Source organism: Nitrospira sp. Ecomares 2.1, from assembly GCF_965152585.1.
The window spans coordinates 1939083-1954703 of sequence record NZ_OZ224219.1 but is presented as its reverse complement, the minus strand read 5'-3'; the positions used below and the strand labels follow the sequence as shown (position 1 = coordinate 1954703).

General features: G+C 51.0%; 17 protein-coding genes. 7 read left to right on the top strand and 10 right to left on the bottom strand.

Annotated elements, in window-relative coordinates; translation table 11 throughout:
* Positions 1-330 precede the first annotated feature (330 nt).
* Positions 331-831 (top strand): glutathione peroxidase, encoded by a 501-nt coding sequence (locus ACWHYD_RS08525; protein ID WP_447965474.1) that lies wholly within the window; start codon positions 331-333, stop codon positions 829-831.
* Between the two features lie 119 nt (positions 832-950).
* A complete protein-coding gene (gene glgC / locus ACWHYD_RS08520; protein ID WP_447965849.1) occupies positions 951-2171 on the top strand; it encodes a glucose-1-phosphate adenylyltransferase in 1221 nt (406 codons plus the stop codon).
* Between the two features lie 44 nt (positions 2172-2215).
* Here the strand turns inward: glgC and ACWHYD_RS08515 are convergent, their stop codons facing one another.
* The 5 genes from ACWHYD_RS08515 to ACWHYD_RS08495 form a co-directional block, all read right to left on the bottom strand.
* On the bottom strand, positions 2216-3013 hold the full coding sequence (locus ACWHYD_RS08515; protein ID WP_447965473.1) for a DUF2182 domain-containing protein: 798 nt from the start codon (positions 3011-3013) through the stop codon (positions 2216-2218).
* 113 nt (positions 3014-3126) lie between these two features.
* The gene (locus ACWHYD_RS08510) at positions 3127-3762 is read right to left on the bottom strand and encodes a DUF1326 domain-containing protein (RefSeq protein WP_447965472.1); all 636 of its coding nucleotides are present in this window, start codon (positions 3760-3762) and stop codon (positions 3127-3129) included.
* 623 nt (positions 3763-4385) lie between these two features.
* On the bottom strand, positions 4386-6047 hold the full coding sequence (locus ACWHYD_RS08505) for a SulP family inorganic anion transporter (protein ID WP_447965471.1): 1662 nt from the start codon (positions 6045-6047) through the stop codon (positions 4386-4388).
* A 304-nt stretch (positions 6048-6351) separates the two neighbouring features.
* Entirely contained in the window at positions 6352-6522 is a 171-nt protein-coding gene (locus ACWHYD_RS08500) for a hypothetical protein (RefSeq protein WP_447965470.1), read from the bottom strand.
* A gap of 241 nt (positions 6523-6763) precedes the next feature.
* Positions 6764-6904, bottom strand: a complete 141-nt coding sequence (locus ACWHYD_RS08495) for a PQ-loop domain-containing transporter (RefSeq protein ID WP_447965848.1) — start codon at positions 6902-6904, stop codon at positions 6764-6766.
* 280 nt (positions 6905-7184) lie between these two features.
* On the opposite strand from ACWHYD_RS08495, the gene ACWHYD_RS08490 reads away from it, so the two are divergent.
* On the top strand, positions 7185-7499 hold the full coding sequence (locus ACWHYD_RS08490; RefSeq protein WP_447965469.1) for a hypothetical protein: 315 nt from the start codon (positions 7185-7187) through the stop codon (positions 7497-7499).
* Positions 7500-7784: 285 nt separating this feature from the next.
* Here ACWHYD_RS08490 and ACWHYD_RS08485 read toward each other — a convergent pair whose 3' ends face one another.
* The 5 genes from ACWHYD_RS08485 to ACWHYD_RS08465 all read right to left on the bottom strand — a co-directional run bounded on the left by ACWHYD_RS08485 (position 7785) and on the right by ACWHYD_RS08465 (position 12314).
* Complete coding sequence (locus tag ACWHYD_RS08485; protein WP_447965468.1) at positions 7785-8876, bottom strand: HEAT repeat domain-containing protein; 1092 nt, start codon at positions 8874-8876, stop codon at positions 7785-7787.
* A gap of 305 nt (positions 8877-9181) precedes the next feature.
* Positions 9182-10237: an NAD(P)-dependent alcohol dehydrogenase gene (locus ACWHYD_RS08480; RefSeq protein ID WP_447965467.1), complete on the bottom strand. Its 1056-nt coding sequence runs from the start codon at positions 10235-10237 to the stop codon at positions 9182-9184.
* 50 nt (positions 10238-10287) lie between these two features.
* A complete protein-coding gene (locus ACWHYD_RS08475; RefSeq protein WP_447965466.1) occupies positions 10288-11136 on the bottom strand; it encodes a CBS domain-containing protein in 849 nt (282 codons plus the stop codon).
* Positions 11137-11220: 84 nt separating this feature from the next.
* Complete coding sequence (locus tag ACWHYD_RS08470; protein ID WP_447965465.1) at positions 11221-11598, bottom strand: hypothetical protein; 378 nt, start codon at positions 11596-11598, stop codon at positions 11221-11223.
* A gap of 167 nt (positions 11599-11765) precedes the next feature.
* Entirely contained in the window at positions 11766-12314 is a 549-nt protein-coding gene (locus ACWHYD_RS08465; RefSeq protein WP_447965464.1) for a PAS domain-containing protein, read from the bottom strand.
* 246 nt (positions 12315-12560) lie between these two features.
* Here ACWHYD_RS08465 and ACWHYD_RS08460 point away from each other — a divergent pair, with 246 nt between their 5' ends.
* The 4 genes from ACWHYD_RS08460 (at position 12561) to deoC (ending at position 15498) form a co-directional block, all read left to right on the top strand.
* Positions 12561-13532 (top strand): aldo/keto reductase, encoded by a 972-nt coding sequence (locus tag ACWHYD_RS08460; RefSeq protein WP_447965463.1) that lies wholly within the window; start codon positions 12561-12563, stop codon positions 13530-13532.
* Positions 13533-13788: 256 nt separating this feature from the next.
* Positions 13789-14193 (top strand): hypothetical protein, encoded by a 405-nt coding sequence (locus ACWHYD_RS08455; RefSeq protein WP_447965462.1) that lies wholly within the window; start codon positions 13789-13791, stop codon positions 14191-14193.
* A 246-nt stretch (positions 14194-14439) separates the two neighbouring features.
* Positions 14440-14703 (top strand): hypothetical protein, encoded by a 264-nt coding sequence (locus tag ACWHYD_RS08450; RefSeq protein WP_447965461.1) that lies wholly within the window; start codon positions 14440-14442, stop codon positions 14701-14703.
* Between the two features lie 120 nt (positions 14704-14823).
* Positions 14824-15498 carry a deoxyribose-phosphate aldolase gene (gene deoC, locus ACWHYD_RS08445; protein WP_447965460.1) on the top strand — a complete coding sequence of 225 codons (675 nt, stop codon included), beginning with the start codon at positions 14824-14826 and terminating at the stop codon, positions 15496-15498.
* Positions 15499-15621 lie beyond the last annotated feature (123 nt).

Genomic DNA, 15621 nt, shown 5'->3' with positions numbered 1-15621 from the left:
TATTCCTTTTGTTACAAGGATCGTATATACACGGGGTCAGAAAACCGGGTGAAGCAGAAGTAGGTGGGAAGTCCGCTCCGAGCAGGATCTGGTCGCGATACGATCGCGGGGCCCGAAAATTTATAGGATGTTCCCGTCGTCGGACCGAATCGACATGAACAGACCACAGGTTACAGCACAATCCATATTGTGTCAAATTTCCCTTCACGATAACATCGCATGGTCAAACCTCTATCCAAATGATACGATCTCGGGCCAATCAACTGAGTAGAGTGAAAGACAGCAGCACTTCATGCACTCGAACTCCATAATGTTAAAGGAACAAAACCCATGAGCACCATTTACGATATTCCCTGCCAAAGCATTCAAGGAAAGGATGAGACTCTCGCCGCAAAAAAGGGCAAGCTCCTACTTATCGTCAATACGGCCTCCAAATGCGGGTTCACCCCTCAATTCCAAGGGCTCGAAGATCTCTATCAGAAATATTACGCCCAGGGCCTGGAAATTCTTGGATTTCCTTGCAACCAGTTCGGAAGTCAGGATCCGGGGAAGAACGAAGAAATCCTCACGTTCTGCCAAACACAGTATGGAGTAACCTTTCCCATGTTTGCCAAAGTTGACGTCAATGGGCCGGATGCCCATCCCCTCTTCAAACATCTCAAAACCGAGGCACCGGGAGTACTCGGATCAGAAGCCATCAAGTGGAACTTCACCAAATTTCTCGTGGACCAAACCGGTGCCGTCAAAGAACGCTTTGCGCCCGCAACCAAACCCTCAGATCTCGAGCCGGCCATCAAGGCACTTCTGAATACTCCGGCAAAGCCGGCATAAGTGACTCGAGGCTTTTCAAGCTCACCCAACTTTCATTCACAACTCGGAGCTTGCACGCCAAGCAACAGCCAGAACGCAACCCATTCCTTCCATCCGGGCCATTTGATATCATGGCACCCATGCTTGATATTTATACCATGATCCTTGCCGGTGGCCGCGGTGAACGGCTCCTCCCGCTCACCCAACACCGCGCCAAACCTGCTGTGCCCTTTGGAGGTAAATACCGCATCATCGACGTGACCTTGAGCAATTGCCTCAATTCAGGACTTCGCAAAATTTCCGTGCTCATTCAATATAAATCCCACTCATTAGACCGCCACATCCGAAGAGGTTGGTCGATTTTCAACCCGGAGCTGGGCGAATTCATTTTTTCCATCCCACCGCAGCAACGTATCAGCGCTGAATGGTACCGGGGCACAGCCGACGCGGTGCATCAAAACCTGTTTCTGCTGGAACAGGAACGCCCGAAGTTTTTATTAGTGCTGGCCGGCGATCACCTTTACAAAATGAACTACGCTGACATGCTCAGATTCATGCAGGAGACGGAAGCGGATGCCGTCGTGGGCGCCCTTGAATGGCCAGTCGAAGAAGCGCGACAGTTCGGGGTCCTCGGGGTCGATGCATCCAACCGTGTCACCAGGTTTGAAGAAAAGCCGGCCAACCCGTTTCACTTACCCGATGATCCAACACATGCGTTTATTTCCATGGGCATTTACCTTTTTCGCACAGACCATCTCTATGAAGAACTGCGAAGAGATGCCGAAATGGCCACGGCCCATGACTTTGGGAAAAATATCATTCCCAACATGATTCAGAACAACAAAAAAGTTTTCGCCTATAATTTTGAAGATAAAAACAAAAAACAAGTCAAGTACTGGCGGGACATTGGTACCCTGGACGCCTACTACGAAGCCAACATGGATCTCGTCGGGGTTGATCCCCACCTCAACCTCTATGATGAGGTCTGGCCAATTCGCACGTATCAGGGCCAATACCCGCCAGCCAAATTTGTCTTTGCCGATGAGTTCACGGGAGGGCGCAGAGGCATGGCACTGGATTCTATTATCTCAGGAGGCTGCATTATCTCCGGAAGTCTGCTACAAAATTGTGTGCTCTCACCAAATGTTCGCATTGAGGCTCATGCCGAAGTCCGCGATTCCGTCATTATGGAAAATGTTAAAATCGGGGAACGGTCGCGTATTCGCCGGGCCATCATCGATAAGGGCGTCGTCATTCCACCCGATACCATCATCGGTCACGATATCGAGCACGACAGTCAACGCTTTTCTGTCACCAAAGATGGCGTGGCCGTGGTCACACAAGATTCACCAGGAAAGTAATCGAGTCCAACCGGAACAGGCACATCCCAATATCGGGCAATCCCTCAGGTCACAATCAACATCCACAGTCCACACACAATCAAGCCGATCCCGGCGACCCATCCCAAGCCTCCACTCCAGATACCAGGGGGCAATATCTTTTCAAAAAAAACAAAGACCGTAATCATTGCGATCCAGAGCACGTTCATCACTCCACCCACAAACAACAACCCCATCAAGGCCCAACAGCAGCCCAGACAAAACACACCATGATGAAGTCCCAAACGAAACGCGCCACACACGCCGGGTCGCCAATACTCGCTAATAAAATGAGCAGGTGCCCGACAATGATCTAAGCAGGCAGCCTTCCAGGGGGTCATTTGATAGATGCCTGCGAGGATCAATAGCGCGGCTCCTACGACCTGACTTTTGGCCTTCATCATGGGTGAAAGCATGGCCGTTTCATGCAATCCCCACTGCACGACAGTCGCGCCCACACTAAACACACTCCATAGAGCCAAGTAGCCACCAACAAAGGCCCCCGTCGGAGCCATGTGAGTGCTCTGCCGCTCGGCTTTGCGAACCATGCCTGCATACAACAGGGTCATCGGGACGGCACCCGGCAACATCATCCCGACCATCATGACGGCCCACATCACATACACAAACACAAAGTCCATTGGCATCCAAGGATGCAACTGCAGGATGGCCTCAGGCGCGTCAGCATTCATCATGGGCATCTTTGCCCAGAGATACAGGACATACGCCCAAGCTAAAACAATCACCCCAATCAGGGCTGAGAAAATCGTTATTCGATCACGCGTGGGTAACGAAGAAAATGAAGGCGCAGGAGAGGGGCTCATGGAAATGGACTATAAGAACCCCTGCAACAATCAGCAACTGACCGGTAAGTTAAAAAACTACGATGATGACTGACGAAGGAGTAACCGACAAGGATAAACGCATCCCACCACAATCAGGCCCTGATCACTCCATCCTGATTCATGTGAAGAATATTAAATTGCCCATAACTATTAGACAGATTCAATGCAATTCCGGCTTGAGCCTTCGTCGACCCATTGCCCACTTCGGCCACGGTGTATTCAAATCCCTCCGGTAAATTAATCCTGGCGCGATGGTCTCGTCCGGTATGGGGATTGGAGATGGGCGTACCCGTCGACTCGACCAAGCCCGGCACATTCACCGTGGCCTTTCTGTCGTCCACATCTATGGAAAGATCAATTGGAACAAACTGCGGTTCCAACACGTTGGACATCGTACTATTGAATACAAAAAAATGAGTAGCCCCCGGGGTCGTCGCCTCGCCATGTAATATTTTCCGGAGGGCTTCGCGTTGCAAAGCATTCGCCCGTTCATCAATGAAAATCTGCTGCGTTCCATTTCCTTGTGCAATTTCCCCCGGCCATTGCAAGAGCATGACGTAGTTCAATCCATCCAGACGCGTGTCATTGAAATACCCCTCTTCAATATATCCCGAGCCCATTGCCTCGCAAAATCCATTCGTCGAGGGGGCATTAAACTGGCATCCACACCCATAGCTACAGTTGCAATTGGAAAACTCGACACCGCGCAGCATCCATTGATCAGCCATCGTGCGCTCCTTTCAAAAGCAAGGCCGGATACCCCCCCAGTTCTTTTCATCTTTTACCATGCGGGCCACCAATGTTTCCATCATCACCAGGAGCATTTCCCAATCACGAGAGTTCTCGGGCGAGAACCTCTGTCCTGCTTTTTATTTCCTTCTAAATTCCAACTTTCCACATCACGCCATCTATACTTTTTCTCTCAGGTTCGCTACCATTCGCCTCCGAACGGCACCATAGAAAAGCCGTACTACTAACAACACAAGGAGCACACCATGGGCAAGAGCCAGGACGCACGCAAAGAAACCAAAAAGAAACCAGCGAAAACCATGAAGGAAAAGCGGGCCGAGAAAAAAGGCAAAAAATAACTCCGAGCATCCCTGCCCAATAGACCAAGAATCATGGGTTGACGAGGCGGAAGGCAGCACCCCTCGTCAACGCTCAAACGATCTCTTCCACTTCTGCCAACCACAATTTCAAGTGCCCATAGATCCAGAAAAAACAAACAGGGCTCCAGGTGGACAGGACCACATCGCACCTCCTCACCTGTGTATCAGGAAAAGAGTACACGAGGAAGACCATCAAATTGAATGTTATTCAGCCATGGGGTGGAAACGTCAGCTGACAATTACTAGTTGGACGAAATATCATCGGAATGTGTGGAGCCAGCGGCTTGCGCCGCATGTTTTAACGCATCCAATCGTTTTGCATAGCGATGATCCGGGCGAATATGGGATAGCACCCGGAACCCTTCTAACGCCTGAGTCACGTGAGGTTGCATCCCCACAAAAAACAAATGCTGTTTATGGGCGCGAACGATACGCAGCATATCATCAATAGCTAATGCGGCTGTCCCATCGATTGCCGAAACGTCCGATAAATCCAACACACAACTGGTAAACTTTCGCAATCCCGGCACGGTCTCTAAGCGACGCACCATGTTTTTGGCTGACCCAAAACTCATCGGACCATCCACATGAATCAGCAATATTTTCCCGGCGTTGCCCTCCATAACGGCAACTTCTTCAGATCCCAGGGGTGATTCATCATGCACCTCTGTGATGACTTTCATATTGGCCAATTGCAAATCAGACATTTCCTTAACAAAAAATAAACTCGCCAGGACGACACCCACCGCGACAGCCGTGATTAAATCCACCGCCACGGTAATCACAAAGACCACAATCATAATTCCCACATCCGTCTTCGGGGCATCCCAGATATGTTGCAAGAATCGCCAATCAATAATATCCACCCCGACCTTCAGCAGTATGCCTGCCAGTACCGCCAGCGGAATTTTTTCGGCCAACGGACCCAACCACAACAAGGTGGCTAGCAGCACAAGGCCCATCAGGGCACCGGAAATTGGGGTTCGCCCCCCGGATCGAATATTTGCCACAGACCGCATCGTCGCACCGGCACCAGGCAAGCCACCAAAAAGACCTGCCACCATATTGCCGATTCCCTGGCCAATGAGTTCACGGTTGGAGTTGTGCTGAGTGCGGGTCATGTTGTCGCACACCAAGGAGGTGAGCAAACTGTCAATCGAGCCCAGTAGGGCAAAGACACAGGCCCCTTCTAGCATGAGAGGCAGGAACTCGATCTCAAACGCAGGGACATGCAATGGCGGAAAATCAGAGGGGACTGAACCAATTACCGGTGCATCAGGAAAAAAGCCAATCGCGATTGGTGTACAGAGCAAAAGGGCCAATAACGGTGGTGGAACCACTCCTCCGATAGATGGGGGGGTAAGATATGTGATGAGCAAGGCGATCCCTCCCAATATGACCGCATGCAAGACGGGTTGTGTGAGAAACTCCACCACCCCCATCACATTGGGAATTACCCCTCCTGGTTTAGCCGCATGCCCAAATAGGGGACCGATTTGCAAAATAATAATGATGGCCCCAATGCCGCTCATAAACCCGGAAATGACTGGATAGGGCATAAGACGGATATACCGCCCGATTCCTAACATCCCCATTGCGATCAGAACCACACCACCTAAAATTACGGTCGTATACACCAGTTGCAGGTTGTCGGCCATTTCGATCATGAGACCCGCAAACACCACCGTCATGGGGCCCGTTGGCCCTGAAGCCTGTGCAGGAGTCCCACCAAACAACGCTGCGAAGAATCCTACAAAGATTGCGCCATACAGGCCCGCTGCAGCACCGGCCCCCGAAGCCACGCCAAATGCCAAGGCTAAAGGGACCGCGATGACTGCGGCGACCACTCCTCCAAAGACATCTCCTTTTAGGTTGCGGAAATGAAGACCGTGAATCAGCATCATATCGCTAAGCTCACAGTTCTAGAGAGAAAGGACTCATCACAGGTAGAAGCGACTGAAAAAGGTTAACAAGGACGGCAACGTTGTGAGAATTCGATTGACCATAGGACTCGAGTGACCTAAGGATGCAATACCTCAGTACCCCAGACCTGAAACATCAGAATATCTTGAAGGGCCTACACTGATACCCACTCAACAAGGCACGAGCAAGGAAATTCTACGATGCCGGTATTTACTTCGCAACCAAAGATCATTTCTCTCGTTGAAACCAACCCAAATATTTCTTACGGAGAATATACCGGCCGTGTTACCGGTCAAACTGAAAGGGTGAGCATCGTACGAATTCAGCGTCCACCAGGATGGGTAAAAAAAAGGAGGGTGCCAAGGAGGCCTTGTGTGATGGCCGGATGCCCCAGAACGCGACCCCAATCACCACGACCACATCGCCGGCAACGGCAAGCATCACATCAGCCACCATTAAAAAAGGCATCCTGCGATTAACAAGGGGCAGCAACTCATCCTATCAGCAAGCCTGCCTGCCGGAAAAGCCGATGCGCCATAGGTCACGCTCATCACGACCATCACCATTCTAAAACAAGGTGAAATTTCCGCATCTTTGCACTCTACCCGTACCGGAGCTTGAGGATGAAAATCCAACCAGCTAGAAACAGCGCCACCATAATGGCGATGACGAATGGCCAATCTGGATTGATCAATCCCTACACGCTCCAGAGAACCAAGCCCGAAGTCAACATTGAATACATACTCAGGGAAAAATCTTTGGTTCGTTTCGTTTTTACGATTTGAATCGCCTGAGGAAGAAACAATAAGGTCGTGCATGCCTCCGCGACATACCCCATCACGGGTACCCAATCCATGGTGCCTCCTGTGTGATTTCCCAATAAGCCAATGCGGTTGTTCCCGTGAAGCACTTTGCTCAAATTTCTGCTCATGCCGTGCACTCTACCCATTGTCAGATAGGACGAACGAAATGACAGATTTTTGATTGGCAAAACCATTGAGCCGAAAGAGGCGTCACATGTTTTCCGGATCATGCAACCAGTTGAGTCCCGGAAAGAAAATGACGTATGTTGGATGGCGATCTTTCACAAAGGTTTAAAAGAAAGGATTCTCAGGACAATGACATTATACGCTCATGCGGAAGCACTATATGCAGGCATCCGATCATTAATCGGTCAGCATGACGCGAACCAGGTGCAAGCTACACTGGAACGTGACCTGCGCCACATGATTCCAACCTGGAATCACACAACACCTGACTGTCCCGGATGGTATTGGTTTAAAGCGCCGGGCGTGAGTGAACCCCGACTATTGTTTGTGGGTCATGGCAGGATTGACACCAAGCTCATGGCAGATTTGGGTCCGCCGAATAATCTTGTGGATGTGCAGCGCATTAAAGGTCAATGGGCGGGGCCCCTTCTTCCACCAACCTAAGTGAGAGTGTTAAAAAACATGCCCTGAGTCGGGCCGAAGGGCCCGCCGGCGGCGTTCTCGCCTCGTTGTCATGCTCACGTACTTGCGTGTACGCTCCGCGCGCTAACTTGCTGATGCCTTACTGGACGGGCTTTTTGAACACTCTCCGCATTGCTCTCGATTGCTCAGCAATGAAATAGTTAGGGCTGGAACTAGGGGAATTTAAAATGATTCAACAGTCTTAAAATCTACCTTGTTTCTTCAGCCACTCCTAGTGGTCATATGGTCCAACTCCCGTTCCCCATTTCAAATCTGACTGGGGTCCAAATATTTGTGGACAACGCTCACCACATCCCGCAGCTTCTTCATCTCCGGTGAGTTATCGTAAATGAGCCAGATCCGGTCTTGAAGCGTGCCAATCAGTTTCACCGTTGGTTGATGATGAATGGACCCGACAGCCCACACGACTTCCGTGAGCACAGGAAATTCGATATCCGAGGAAGACCTAATCTCCAACACAGCATGGGACAGATACTTCAGCAACATCGTCATCACCTCAGCATCCCCGTCTGCTCGCAAAATTCTTCCTAAACCCTTGGCAGCGGCAGCTCGAATCGGGACCGGTTGGTCCTGACATTCAAACAGGTGTTGCAGATGCGGAACCACCTCATGGCCCAACCCGGACAGAGCGGCAATGGATTCATGAGGGGAATGCCCCTGTTCAATTCGTTTCAGAAGATAAGGAAGGGCTTCCCGGTCAGGGAACTGACGGAGCAAATCAAGAATAACCATTTGACGGGTTTGGGGTGTCTCAGGATCGGTGAGCAAGGCCACCAGTCGATGCGTCTGTCCCCATTCACTCAGTAGCATAACCGGAAAATCAAGTGTTTCAAGTTCCCATGTGAGTTGTTCAAAGACAGAAGCTCCGATGTCTACGACCTGAGCCTCTCGCGGAAGGACGGAATCCTCCTGAATGGAGGCACGCACTTCTTTGTGCCACCCAAGGTCCTTCCTCTCCAGGCGATAAGATAACTGGCAGGCCGGGCCATACCAGAGCCGGTCCGGCGTATGGGTCAGCTCAGCATCTCCGCCATAGCGTGCAACGCTTTGTTCGTGCTTCCGTTCTTCACAGATTACGTGGAATTCCACATCATGCGGTTGGGCGGCATCCGTGACCACCTGAAATCCGAGCTCTTCGAATCGCCGTTGGACCACGTTGAGGATAATCTCCGAGGACACAAAGCCATTTTCGCTCAGCGCCAGGGTGGAAACCCGAATTATTTGAATGCTGGAGAGCTGTGTTTTTTGTTCAGAAGTGAAAGAGGCGCGGCGGGCCAAACTGTCCGTGGGCCAGACCAACATCAGAAGAAAAACGAGATGCACCACCATTCCCATCATGGCAATCTCCCTTATGGTCAAGATTACCAGAGATTCGTTTAATCGCAAACATTTTTTTGGTGGAAGGAAAAAGTTTGCGGATAAAGGCTAGGTTCCCTCTCCCAACGCGTATTGCTTCACAAGCAGCAGGGAAACAAGAATTTCAGGCGGAATAGTAGACAATTGCAGACAATTTCCAATGGGACCGCATCATCACTCATACAGCCGGACACTACGGCCTCATCATACACCAGGGCTCACTTCCCAAAGATTTCCTTTGAGAAGTGGAAAACGATAAGACAGAACGAACACGAAAATAAACGAAATCATTCTGGCGTATCAGGTAACGATGCCATATCGATGACGAAACGGAAACGGACGTTGCCCCGCAGGACCCGTTCATAGGCTTCATTAATTTGTTGGATGGGAATGACTTCCACATCAGATGTGATGCCATGCTCCCCGCAAAAATTCAGCATGTCCTGCGTCTCGCGAATCCCGCCAACCAGGGAGCCCACCAGACGTCGCCGCCGCATGATAAGCTGAAACGCCCCAAGGGCAATCGGCTCACTCGGCGCACCGACAAGAATGTATGTGCCATCGGTTTTCAGTAATTCGAGATGAGCATTGTAATCATGCTGGCCCGAAACCGTATCAATGACAAAATCAAACTGAGCCGCCAAACGCCTAAACGTCCCCTCCTGCGAAGTCGCAGCAAATGCTGTGGCCCCAAGACGTTCAGCCTCCACCCGCTTTTGGTCGGTGCGGCTAAAAACAGTGACCTCCGCTCCAAGGGCCTTTCCAAATTTCACAGCCATATGGCCAAGCCCCCCCAACCCCACGACCCCGAGCTTATGTCCTTTTCCCACACCCCATTGTCGCAGCGGAGAGTAAGTCGTAATTCCGGCACACAAGAGTGGGGCTGCACCTTCCATCGAGAGAGTTTCCGGGATTTTCAGCACGTACTGTTCATTGACAACGATGTGGTGGGAATACCCGCCATAGGTGGGGTGACCGTTTTTATCCAGCCCGTTATAGGTCGGAATCATTCCCGGTTCACAATATTGTTCTACACCCTGGGTGCATGCCGGACAGGTGCGACATGAGTCGACAAAACATCCTACTCCGACCCTCTCACCTTGCCGAACCTTCCTGACGTCTTTTCCCACAATCGTCACGGTCCCGACAATCTCATGGCCCGGGACCATGGGAAAAATTGATCCGCCCCATTCGTCACGCGCCTGATGAATGTCGGAATGGCAGACTCCGCAATAGTCGATCTTGATCAGAACGTCATTCGATCCGACCGGTCGCCGGTCAAAGCTAAACGGTTCGAGTGTGGCGCCGGCTTGCAACGCCGCATACCCTTTGGTGCTTCCCATGGTTGCGCTCCTTTCTTTGGTCAAATCAATCCTGCCAGAGGGAAGGAGCATTATGATGGCTGATTGAGAAATCTTGGGCGATCCCTGACGGAAATCATTCGCATCAGATCCCTCACAGACAAAATTCCCACAATGGCATGGTTTTCCGTAATGGGCAGATGCCGAATATTTTTTTCGGCCATAAGATCGCTGGCATCATGCACAGTCCGGTTGATATCAATATCGATCAGCGCTTGCGTCATCACGGAACCTGCCCTGGCCTGAGTCAGATTCCGGTTCTGAGCCAAACCCTTATAGACCAGATCACGCTCCGTGACAATCCCCACCATCTCGCCGGCCTGCGTGACCATGAGGGCACCAATCCGCTTGTCGGTCATACGCTGGGCGACGGTGATGAGTGTCGCTTCCCGATCGATCGTTTCAATGTCACGCCGCATCAGCACACTGAGGGGCCGGTACACATCATCAAGATCGCGAATCGGCCCTTTCTCAGCATATACAAAATGTTTCACCAGATCGCGAACGGAAATCAGCCCGACAACCCCTTCTCCTTCTGTCACACAAAGATGCCGAATCCCATTTTTCTCCATGAAATGGCTGGCATCCAGCATCGTTCGATCAGAGGGAATGGAGAGTAACGGGCTTGCCATAATCTGCCCCACGTTCGTTCCGGCCGGAGTCAGATCCTTGGCTATGACCAGGCGGATAAGGTCGGTCTCTGAAATGAGCCCGATAATTTTTTTTTGCTGAGATTCCTGCCCTGCCGGATGGACAACGAGACTCCCAATCCGTCTGGCCGCCATAAGACTCACCGCATTCACCACAGAGGTGTCTTCGCTTACACCTTCAAGATCGCGCTGCATATTATGCCCGATGGTTTCACGAATATCGACGCTCATAATTTTTCCTTCTTTATCATGGGATAAATGCCGGCCGGGCCTCTCATGCTGATTCGAAAGTGGCCCCTGCTCTGGACATGCCGATTAGGTATGTTCCTGTTCTTGAATAAATTGCCTCGCATTGGTCAGTTCATCATACAGGCATAATTGATTCTTCACTAAGAGGTGCTCAATCGCGGCAATCCTGAACATCACTTCAGGTAGCATAATATCAAGGCGTTCATTGAGAGACTCAATTGTTTTGGCCAGGCCTCCCGGTGCCCGAGAAGAACGGGCGCGTTGAGGCTGTTGCGATTTCCTGGAGGCACCCACTTTTTTTCGAGTGGCTGTCCCTTTTTTGGAGGAGGCTGATCCTTTCTTGGAGGAAGCTGGTGTTTTTTTGCGAGAAGGCGTCTGTTTTTTGTTGGAAGAAGGAGTGCGTTTGTTAGGTGCTTGACGGATCGACTTCTTTTTTACGGCCATACTACCCTCCAATTAACCAAAAATGAATCTCACAAAGAACAACGGGGCACAGAGACTTGCGTCCTTTTGTCCATGAATACGCTAAACGACTATACACCACCATGTCAGATTTTTTCGAGCACACGGGATTCCATGGCAATGAACAGAGCCAGCACTGTTCTACCTGGTCACTTCGGGTTTTTCAACTCCTTCTCAATGGTACCCTGACAGTCGGGGCAAACCCCGTGCGTCAGATTTGGCATGATTCCGCCACCTAGAAGATCAAGACGGGAAAGAGCTTCTTCCAGTTCCACCCAATTCTGATTCGAGAGGCAAGCTTTGATACACCAACTACAGATCCTGAGATATTGCCTTCCCCTCTTCACATCAGGGTCAAGTAAGGGAACGGGGCTCCGTGAGTCCTCACGAAGGGGATGTGTTGAGAACATCAGTTCGCCCTCAGGGAGAGGAGACACGGTAAGGAGAAAATATCGGCGACAGACTGAAGAATCACAGCGGAATTTGATTTCCTGAACTCTTTGTGTGGCCCTAACCGTATTCAAAATCAACCGATGAATCTGTCTGTTATCTTCCCCATCGATGAACTCCCAAAGCGACTTTCCGATGACATAGGCACGACTCAGGTGTGCTCCGTCATTTTGGCAGGCGAACTGCAACCAGGCCTCATTGATAAACCGGATATGATCGGTGCTGTCGATGCTGTATTGAATCGACATGACGCTGCAGGACCTCCTGCTTGTATGGGACTTCCCACAACAATCGTGAAGGGTGGGTTCATCTTACGCCAAATGGTAAACCAATTCAAAATCGACAGGAGGGACGTCTTGGGTGGACCGTGCACCCGACACCGCATCCCTTCCACAGCTGGTGGTCCTCATCTTCTGGAAGAAGTTTCGGTATTCTTGGTAGGGTGTGAAAGAACTTTTTCCCGGTTTCCCAAATCTTTCATGAGGAGTGGCTGAATGAAATATGTCCATCTTGGTCGATCAGGATTAAAAGTCAGTCGGTTGTGTTTGGGCACAATGAATTTTGGTCCGGAAACCACAGAAGCCGACAGTGGACACATCATGGATACGGCATTGGAACTCGGCATCAATTTTTTCGATACCGCAGACGTATATGGTTGGGAGGTGGGGGAAGGGATTACCGAACAGATTATCGGGCGTTGGTTTGCACAAGGAGGCAACCGCCGGGAAAAAATCGTGCTGGCCACCAAAGTGTTCGGGCGGATGGGAGACTGGCCCAACCAATCCCGTTTATCCGCACTCCATATCAAGCGGGCGTGTGAAGCAAGTTTGGGGCGGCTCCAAACCGATTATATTGACCTGTATCAGATGCACCATGTGGACCGGAATACTCCATGGGAGGAAATCTGGCAGGCCATGGAACAACTCATGCGCGAGGGAAAAGTATTATACGTGGGGAGTAGTAACTTTGCCGGATGGCATCTGGCCCAAGCGCAGGAAATGGCCAGGCACCGGAATTTCCTGGGATTGGTGGCCGAGCAAAGTTTGTACAACCTGAATGACCGCATGATTGAGCTTGAGGTCATTCCGGCCTGTGAAGCCTACGGCATCGGTTTGATTCCCTGGAGTCCGGTCGCGCGCGGCCTGCTGGCCGGGGCGCTTGAACCGGCGACGAGCGGACGACGGGCCGATGAGGATCTGCGGAAGAACGTGGAAAAATACCGTCCACGATTGGAAGCCTACGAAACCCTGTGTCGGGAACTAGGCGAAGCGCCTGCACATGTCGCCTTGGCCTGGCTCCTTCATCAACCAGCCGTCACGGCACCCATCATTGGTCCTCGAACCATGGACCAGTTAAAAGGCACCATGCGCACCACCGAATTCACTCTTTCCAAGGATGTGTTAAAAAAGCTCGATACGATCTTCCCCGGACCTGGGGGTCCGGCTCCCGAAGCTTACGCCTGGTGAAAGCCATCAATAGATGTCAAATATTGATACTATTGTGCATAAATGGATAACCTAAAGGCATAATCTTGACGAGTGCATTCTGCCCTCAATCGCCCCGTCACCATTCTAATTCCTTACAACTCAAGAGGTTGGTTTCCCTCGAAACAAAACAATTACTCACTTCTTCTTTGGCATAACAGTTGCTCCAAACAAGGGATTAGGAAGCTCACACTCACCAAGGTAGTCGGGCAAAGGGCCTCTAGCCAAGGAGGATGTCATGCGAACGACAATCCCCATTCAAGCATGCGCCATCGGATTAGCTCTTGTTCTCGTTGGAGGAGAAATAGCCGAAGCAGAAATGCCGCCACCCGAACCGGACGAGGCCTACCTGGTCGACGAGGATATCAATATTGTAACCGGCCTCTACATGCGGGAATATTCACTTCAAAAAGACGGAATCGTGGATTACAAAACCGCCCGTCAAATCCTCATCTCGGAATATAATGAACATTGGAATTCGGTCGTCGAAACCAAAGAATGGCCCTTATTCTACTGGCATGATGTAAACCGGGATGGTCATTGGTCCATGTATGTGGATCGAAAGGTCAACGGCTGCACCTGCGATATCGTTCCTTACGAAGTGAAGACTGAGGACACGATCGCGCAGAACGATCCTTATTAAATATCCACTCGCACCGGTCACCCGTTACTCGACCCAACATAATCTCCCGCTTCACAGGACCAGGCGCCACGCACCCCCGCCTATGCCTGGAAATCCCCCAGTTTCCTGCCTTCCTGCACATCACAGGTAGAAGGCTGATTAACGTTGGTCCCTTTCACCTATGTGACGGGGTACACTCTTAGGCTAATTTCTTGTTAATCTAGAATAGAATTATTCATACGGTTCGAATAATGAAAGGAGACGTTCATGGCAGACTCATTAGAACAGCTTCAAAAAATTGCTGATGACCTGAAACGTCAGCGTGACGAAGTTCAGGTGAAACTCCACCTGGCCAAAGCCGATGCGCGTGATGAATGGGCGAAACTTGAAACACGGTGGGAAGAGGTCAAGAGCAAGATGGAAGCGGTCAAAAAGGAAGCTAGTCAGACCACCGAATCCGTGTCCTCCGGCCTGGGACTAGTGCTGGACGAACTGAAAAAAGGCTACGACAACATTCGCAAAACATTGTAATCCGTGCCCAGTCAGCTCATATGTGTTGTCTGATCCGGGTACCGATACGGCACGGTCAGGTCATACGAATTCTCGGAGGGGACACCGCAACCTCTCGAATATCTCATCGGAGCCTGCAGGATGACCCGCGACGAATTCACTAAAATCATTGACCATACCGCCTTAAAGCCAGAAACCACCAAAGACCAGATCCGACAGCTCTGCGAAGAAGCCATGACGTTCGGCTTCGGGGCGGTGTGCATCGCCCCGCTGTGGGTTCCGTTTGCCACGCGGTGTCTTACGGGATCTCCGGTCCGAATTGCCACGGTCATTGGCTTTCCTCACGGCAACACGCTTCCGGACGTGAAAGCCTATGAGGCCAAACTGGCGATTGAAGCCGGGGCGCATGAATTGGATATGGTCATCCAGCTTGGCTTGCTTCGAGCAGGCAATCATGGAGCCGTCCTGGACGATATACAGGGGGTCGTGAACATCGCACGGCGTGCCCACTCTTCAAAAATCCTGGTCAAGGTTATTCTCGAAACGTCACTCTTAAATAAGGAAGAACAACAAATAGGGTGCCAACTGGTAGAGAAGGCCGGGGCCGACTTTGTAAAAACATCCACAGGATTCACCGGCAGCGGAGCCACGATTGAAGGCGTGGGTTTTCTGCGGGGCATTGTCGGACAACGGTTAGGGGTTAAGGCTGCCGGCGGGATACGCGACCTGATTTCGGCTGTGGCATTGGTCAATGCCGGAGCCTCTCGCCTGGGAAGTTCGTCGTCCGTGTCAATCATGAAAATGTGGCCAGGGTAAAGCCAGCCTTCCTTACACATTCAAACCCGCTCACGATTTTGAATGAACAACTATCCTTCTCCTTTTCCCTTTTGAGTCATCATTCCCGCCGGTCGTAAGCGGGACTCTATTTTTTTAAATCAT

What these genes read in the sequence shown, in the direction of transcription:
- ACWHYD_RS08450 (WP_447965461.1), top strand. Translation starts at nt 14,440, where the DNA reads ATGGCAGACTCATTAGAACAGCTTCAAAAAATTGCTGATGACCTGAAA.
- ACWHYD_RS08515 (WP_447965473.1), bottom strand. Translation starts at nt 3,013, where the DNA reads ATGAGCCCCTCTCCTGCGCCTTCATTTTCTTCGTTACCCACGCGTGAT.
- ACWHYD_RS08510 (WP_447965472.1), bottom strand. Translation starts at nt 3,762, where the DNA reads ATGGCTGATCAATGGATGCTGCGCGGTGTCGAGTTTTCCAATTGCAAC.
- ACWHYD_RS08525 (WP_447965474.1), top strand. Translation starts at nt 331, where the DNA reads ATGAGCACCATTTACGATATTCCCTGCCAAAGCATTCAAGGAAAGGAT.
- glgC (WP_447965849.1), top strand. Translation starts at nt 951, where the DNA reads ATGCTTGATATTTATACCATGATCCTTGCCGGTGGCCGCGGTGAACGG.
- ACWHYD_RS08465 (WP_447965464.1), bottom strand. Translation starts at nt 12,314, where the DNA reads ATGTCGATTCAATACAGCATCGACAGCACCGATCATATCCGGTTTATC.
- ACWHYD_RS08470 (WP_447965465.1), bottom strand. Translation starts at nt 11,598, where the DNA reads ATGGCCGTAAAAAAGAAGTCGATCCGTCAAGCACCTAACAAACGCACT.
- ACWHYD_RS08500 (WP_447965470.1), bottom strand. Translation starts at nt 6,522, where the DNA reads ATGGTGGCTGATGTGATGCTTGCCGTTGCCGGCGATGTGGTCGTGGTG.
- ACWHYD_RS08495 (WP_447965848.1), bottom strand. Translation starts at nt 6,904, where the DNA reads ATGGGGTATGTCGCGGAGGCATGCACGACCTTATTGTTTCTTCCTCAG.
- ACWHYD_RS08475 (WP_447965466.1), bottom strand. Translation starts at nt 11,136, where the DNA reads ATGAGCGTCGATATTCGTGAAACCATCGGGCATAATATGCAGCGCGAT.
- ACWHYD_RS08490 (WP_447965469.1), top strand. Translation starts at nt 7,185, where the DNA reads ATGACATTATACGCTCATGCGGAAGCACTATATGCAGGCATCCGATCA.
- deoC (WP_447965460.1), top strand. Translation starts at nt 14,824, where the DNA reads ATGACCCGCGACGAATTCACTAAAATCATTGACCATACCGCCTTAAAG.
- ACWHYD_RS08485 (WP_447965468.1), bottom strand. Translation starts at nt 8,876, where the DNA reads ATGATGGGAATGGTGGTGCATCTCGTTTTTCTTCTGATGTTGGTCTGG.
- ACWHYD_RS08455 (WP_447965462.1), top strand. Translation starts at nt 13,789, where the DNA reads ATGCGAACGACAATCCCCATTCAAGCATGCGCCATCGGATTAGCTCTT.
- ACWHYD_RS08480 (WP_447965467.1), bottom strand. Translation starts at nt 10,237, where the DNA reads ATGGGAAGCACCAAAGGGTATGCGGCGTTGCAAGCCGGCGCCACACTC.
- ACWHYD_RS08505 (WP_447965471.1), bottom strand. Translation starts at nt 6,047, where the DNA reads ATGATGCTGATTCACGGTCTTCATTTCCGCAACCTAAAAGGAGATGTC.
- ACWHYD_RS08460 (WP_447965463.1), top strand. Translation starts at nt 12,561, where the DNA reads ATGAAATATGTCCATCTTGGTCGATCAGGATTAAAAGTCAGTCGGTTG.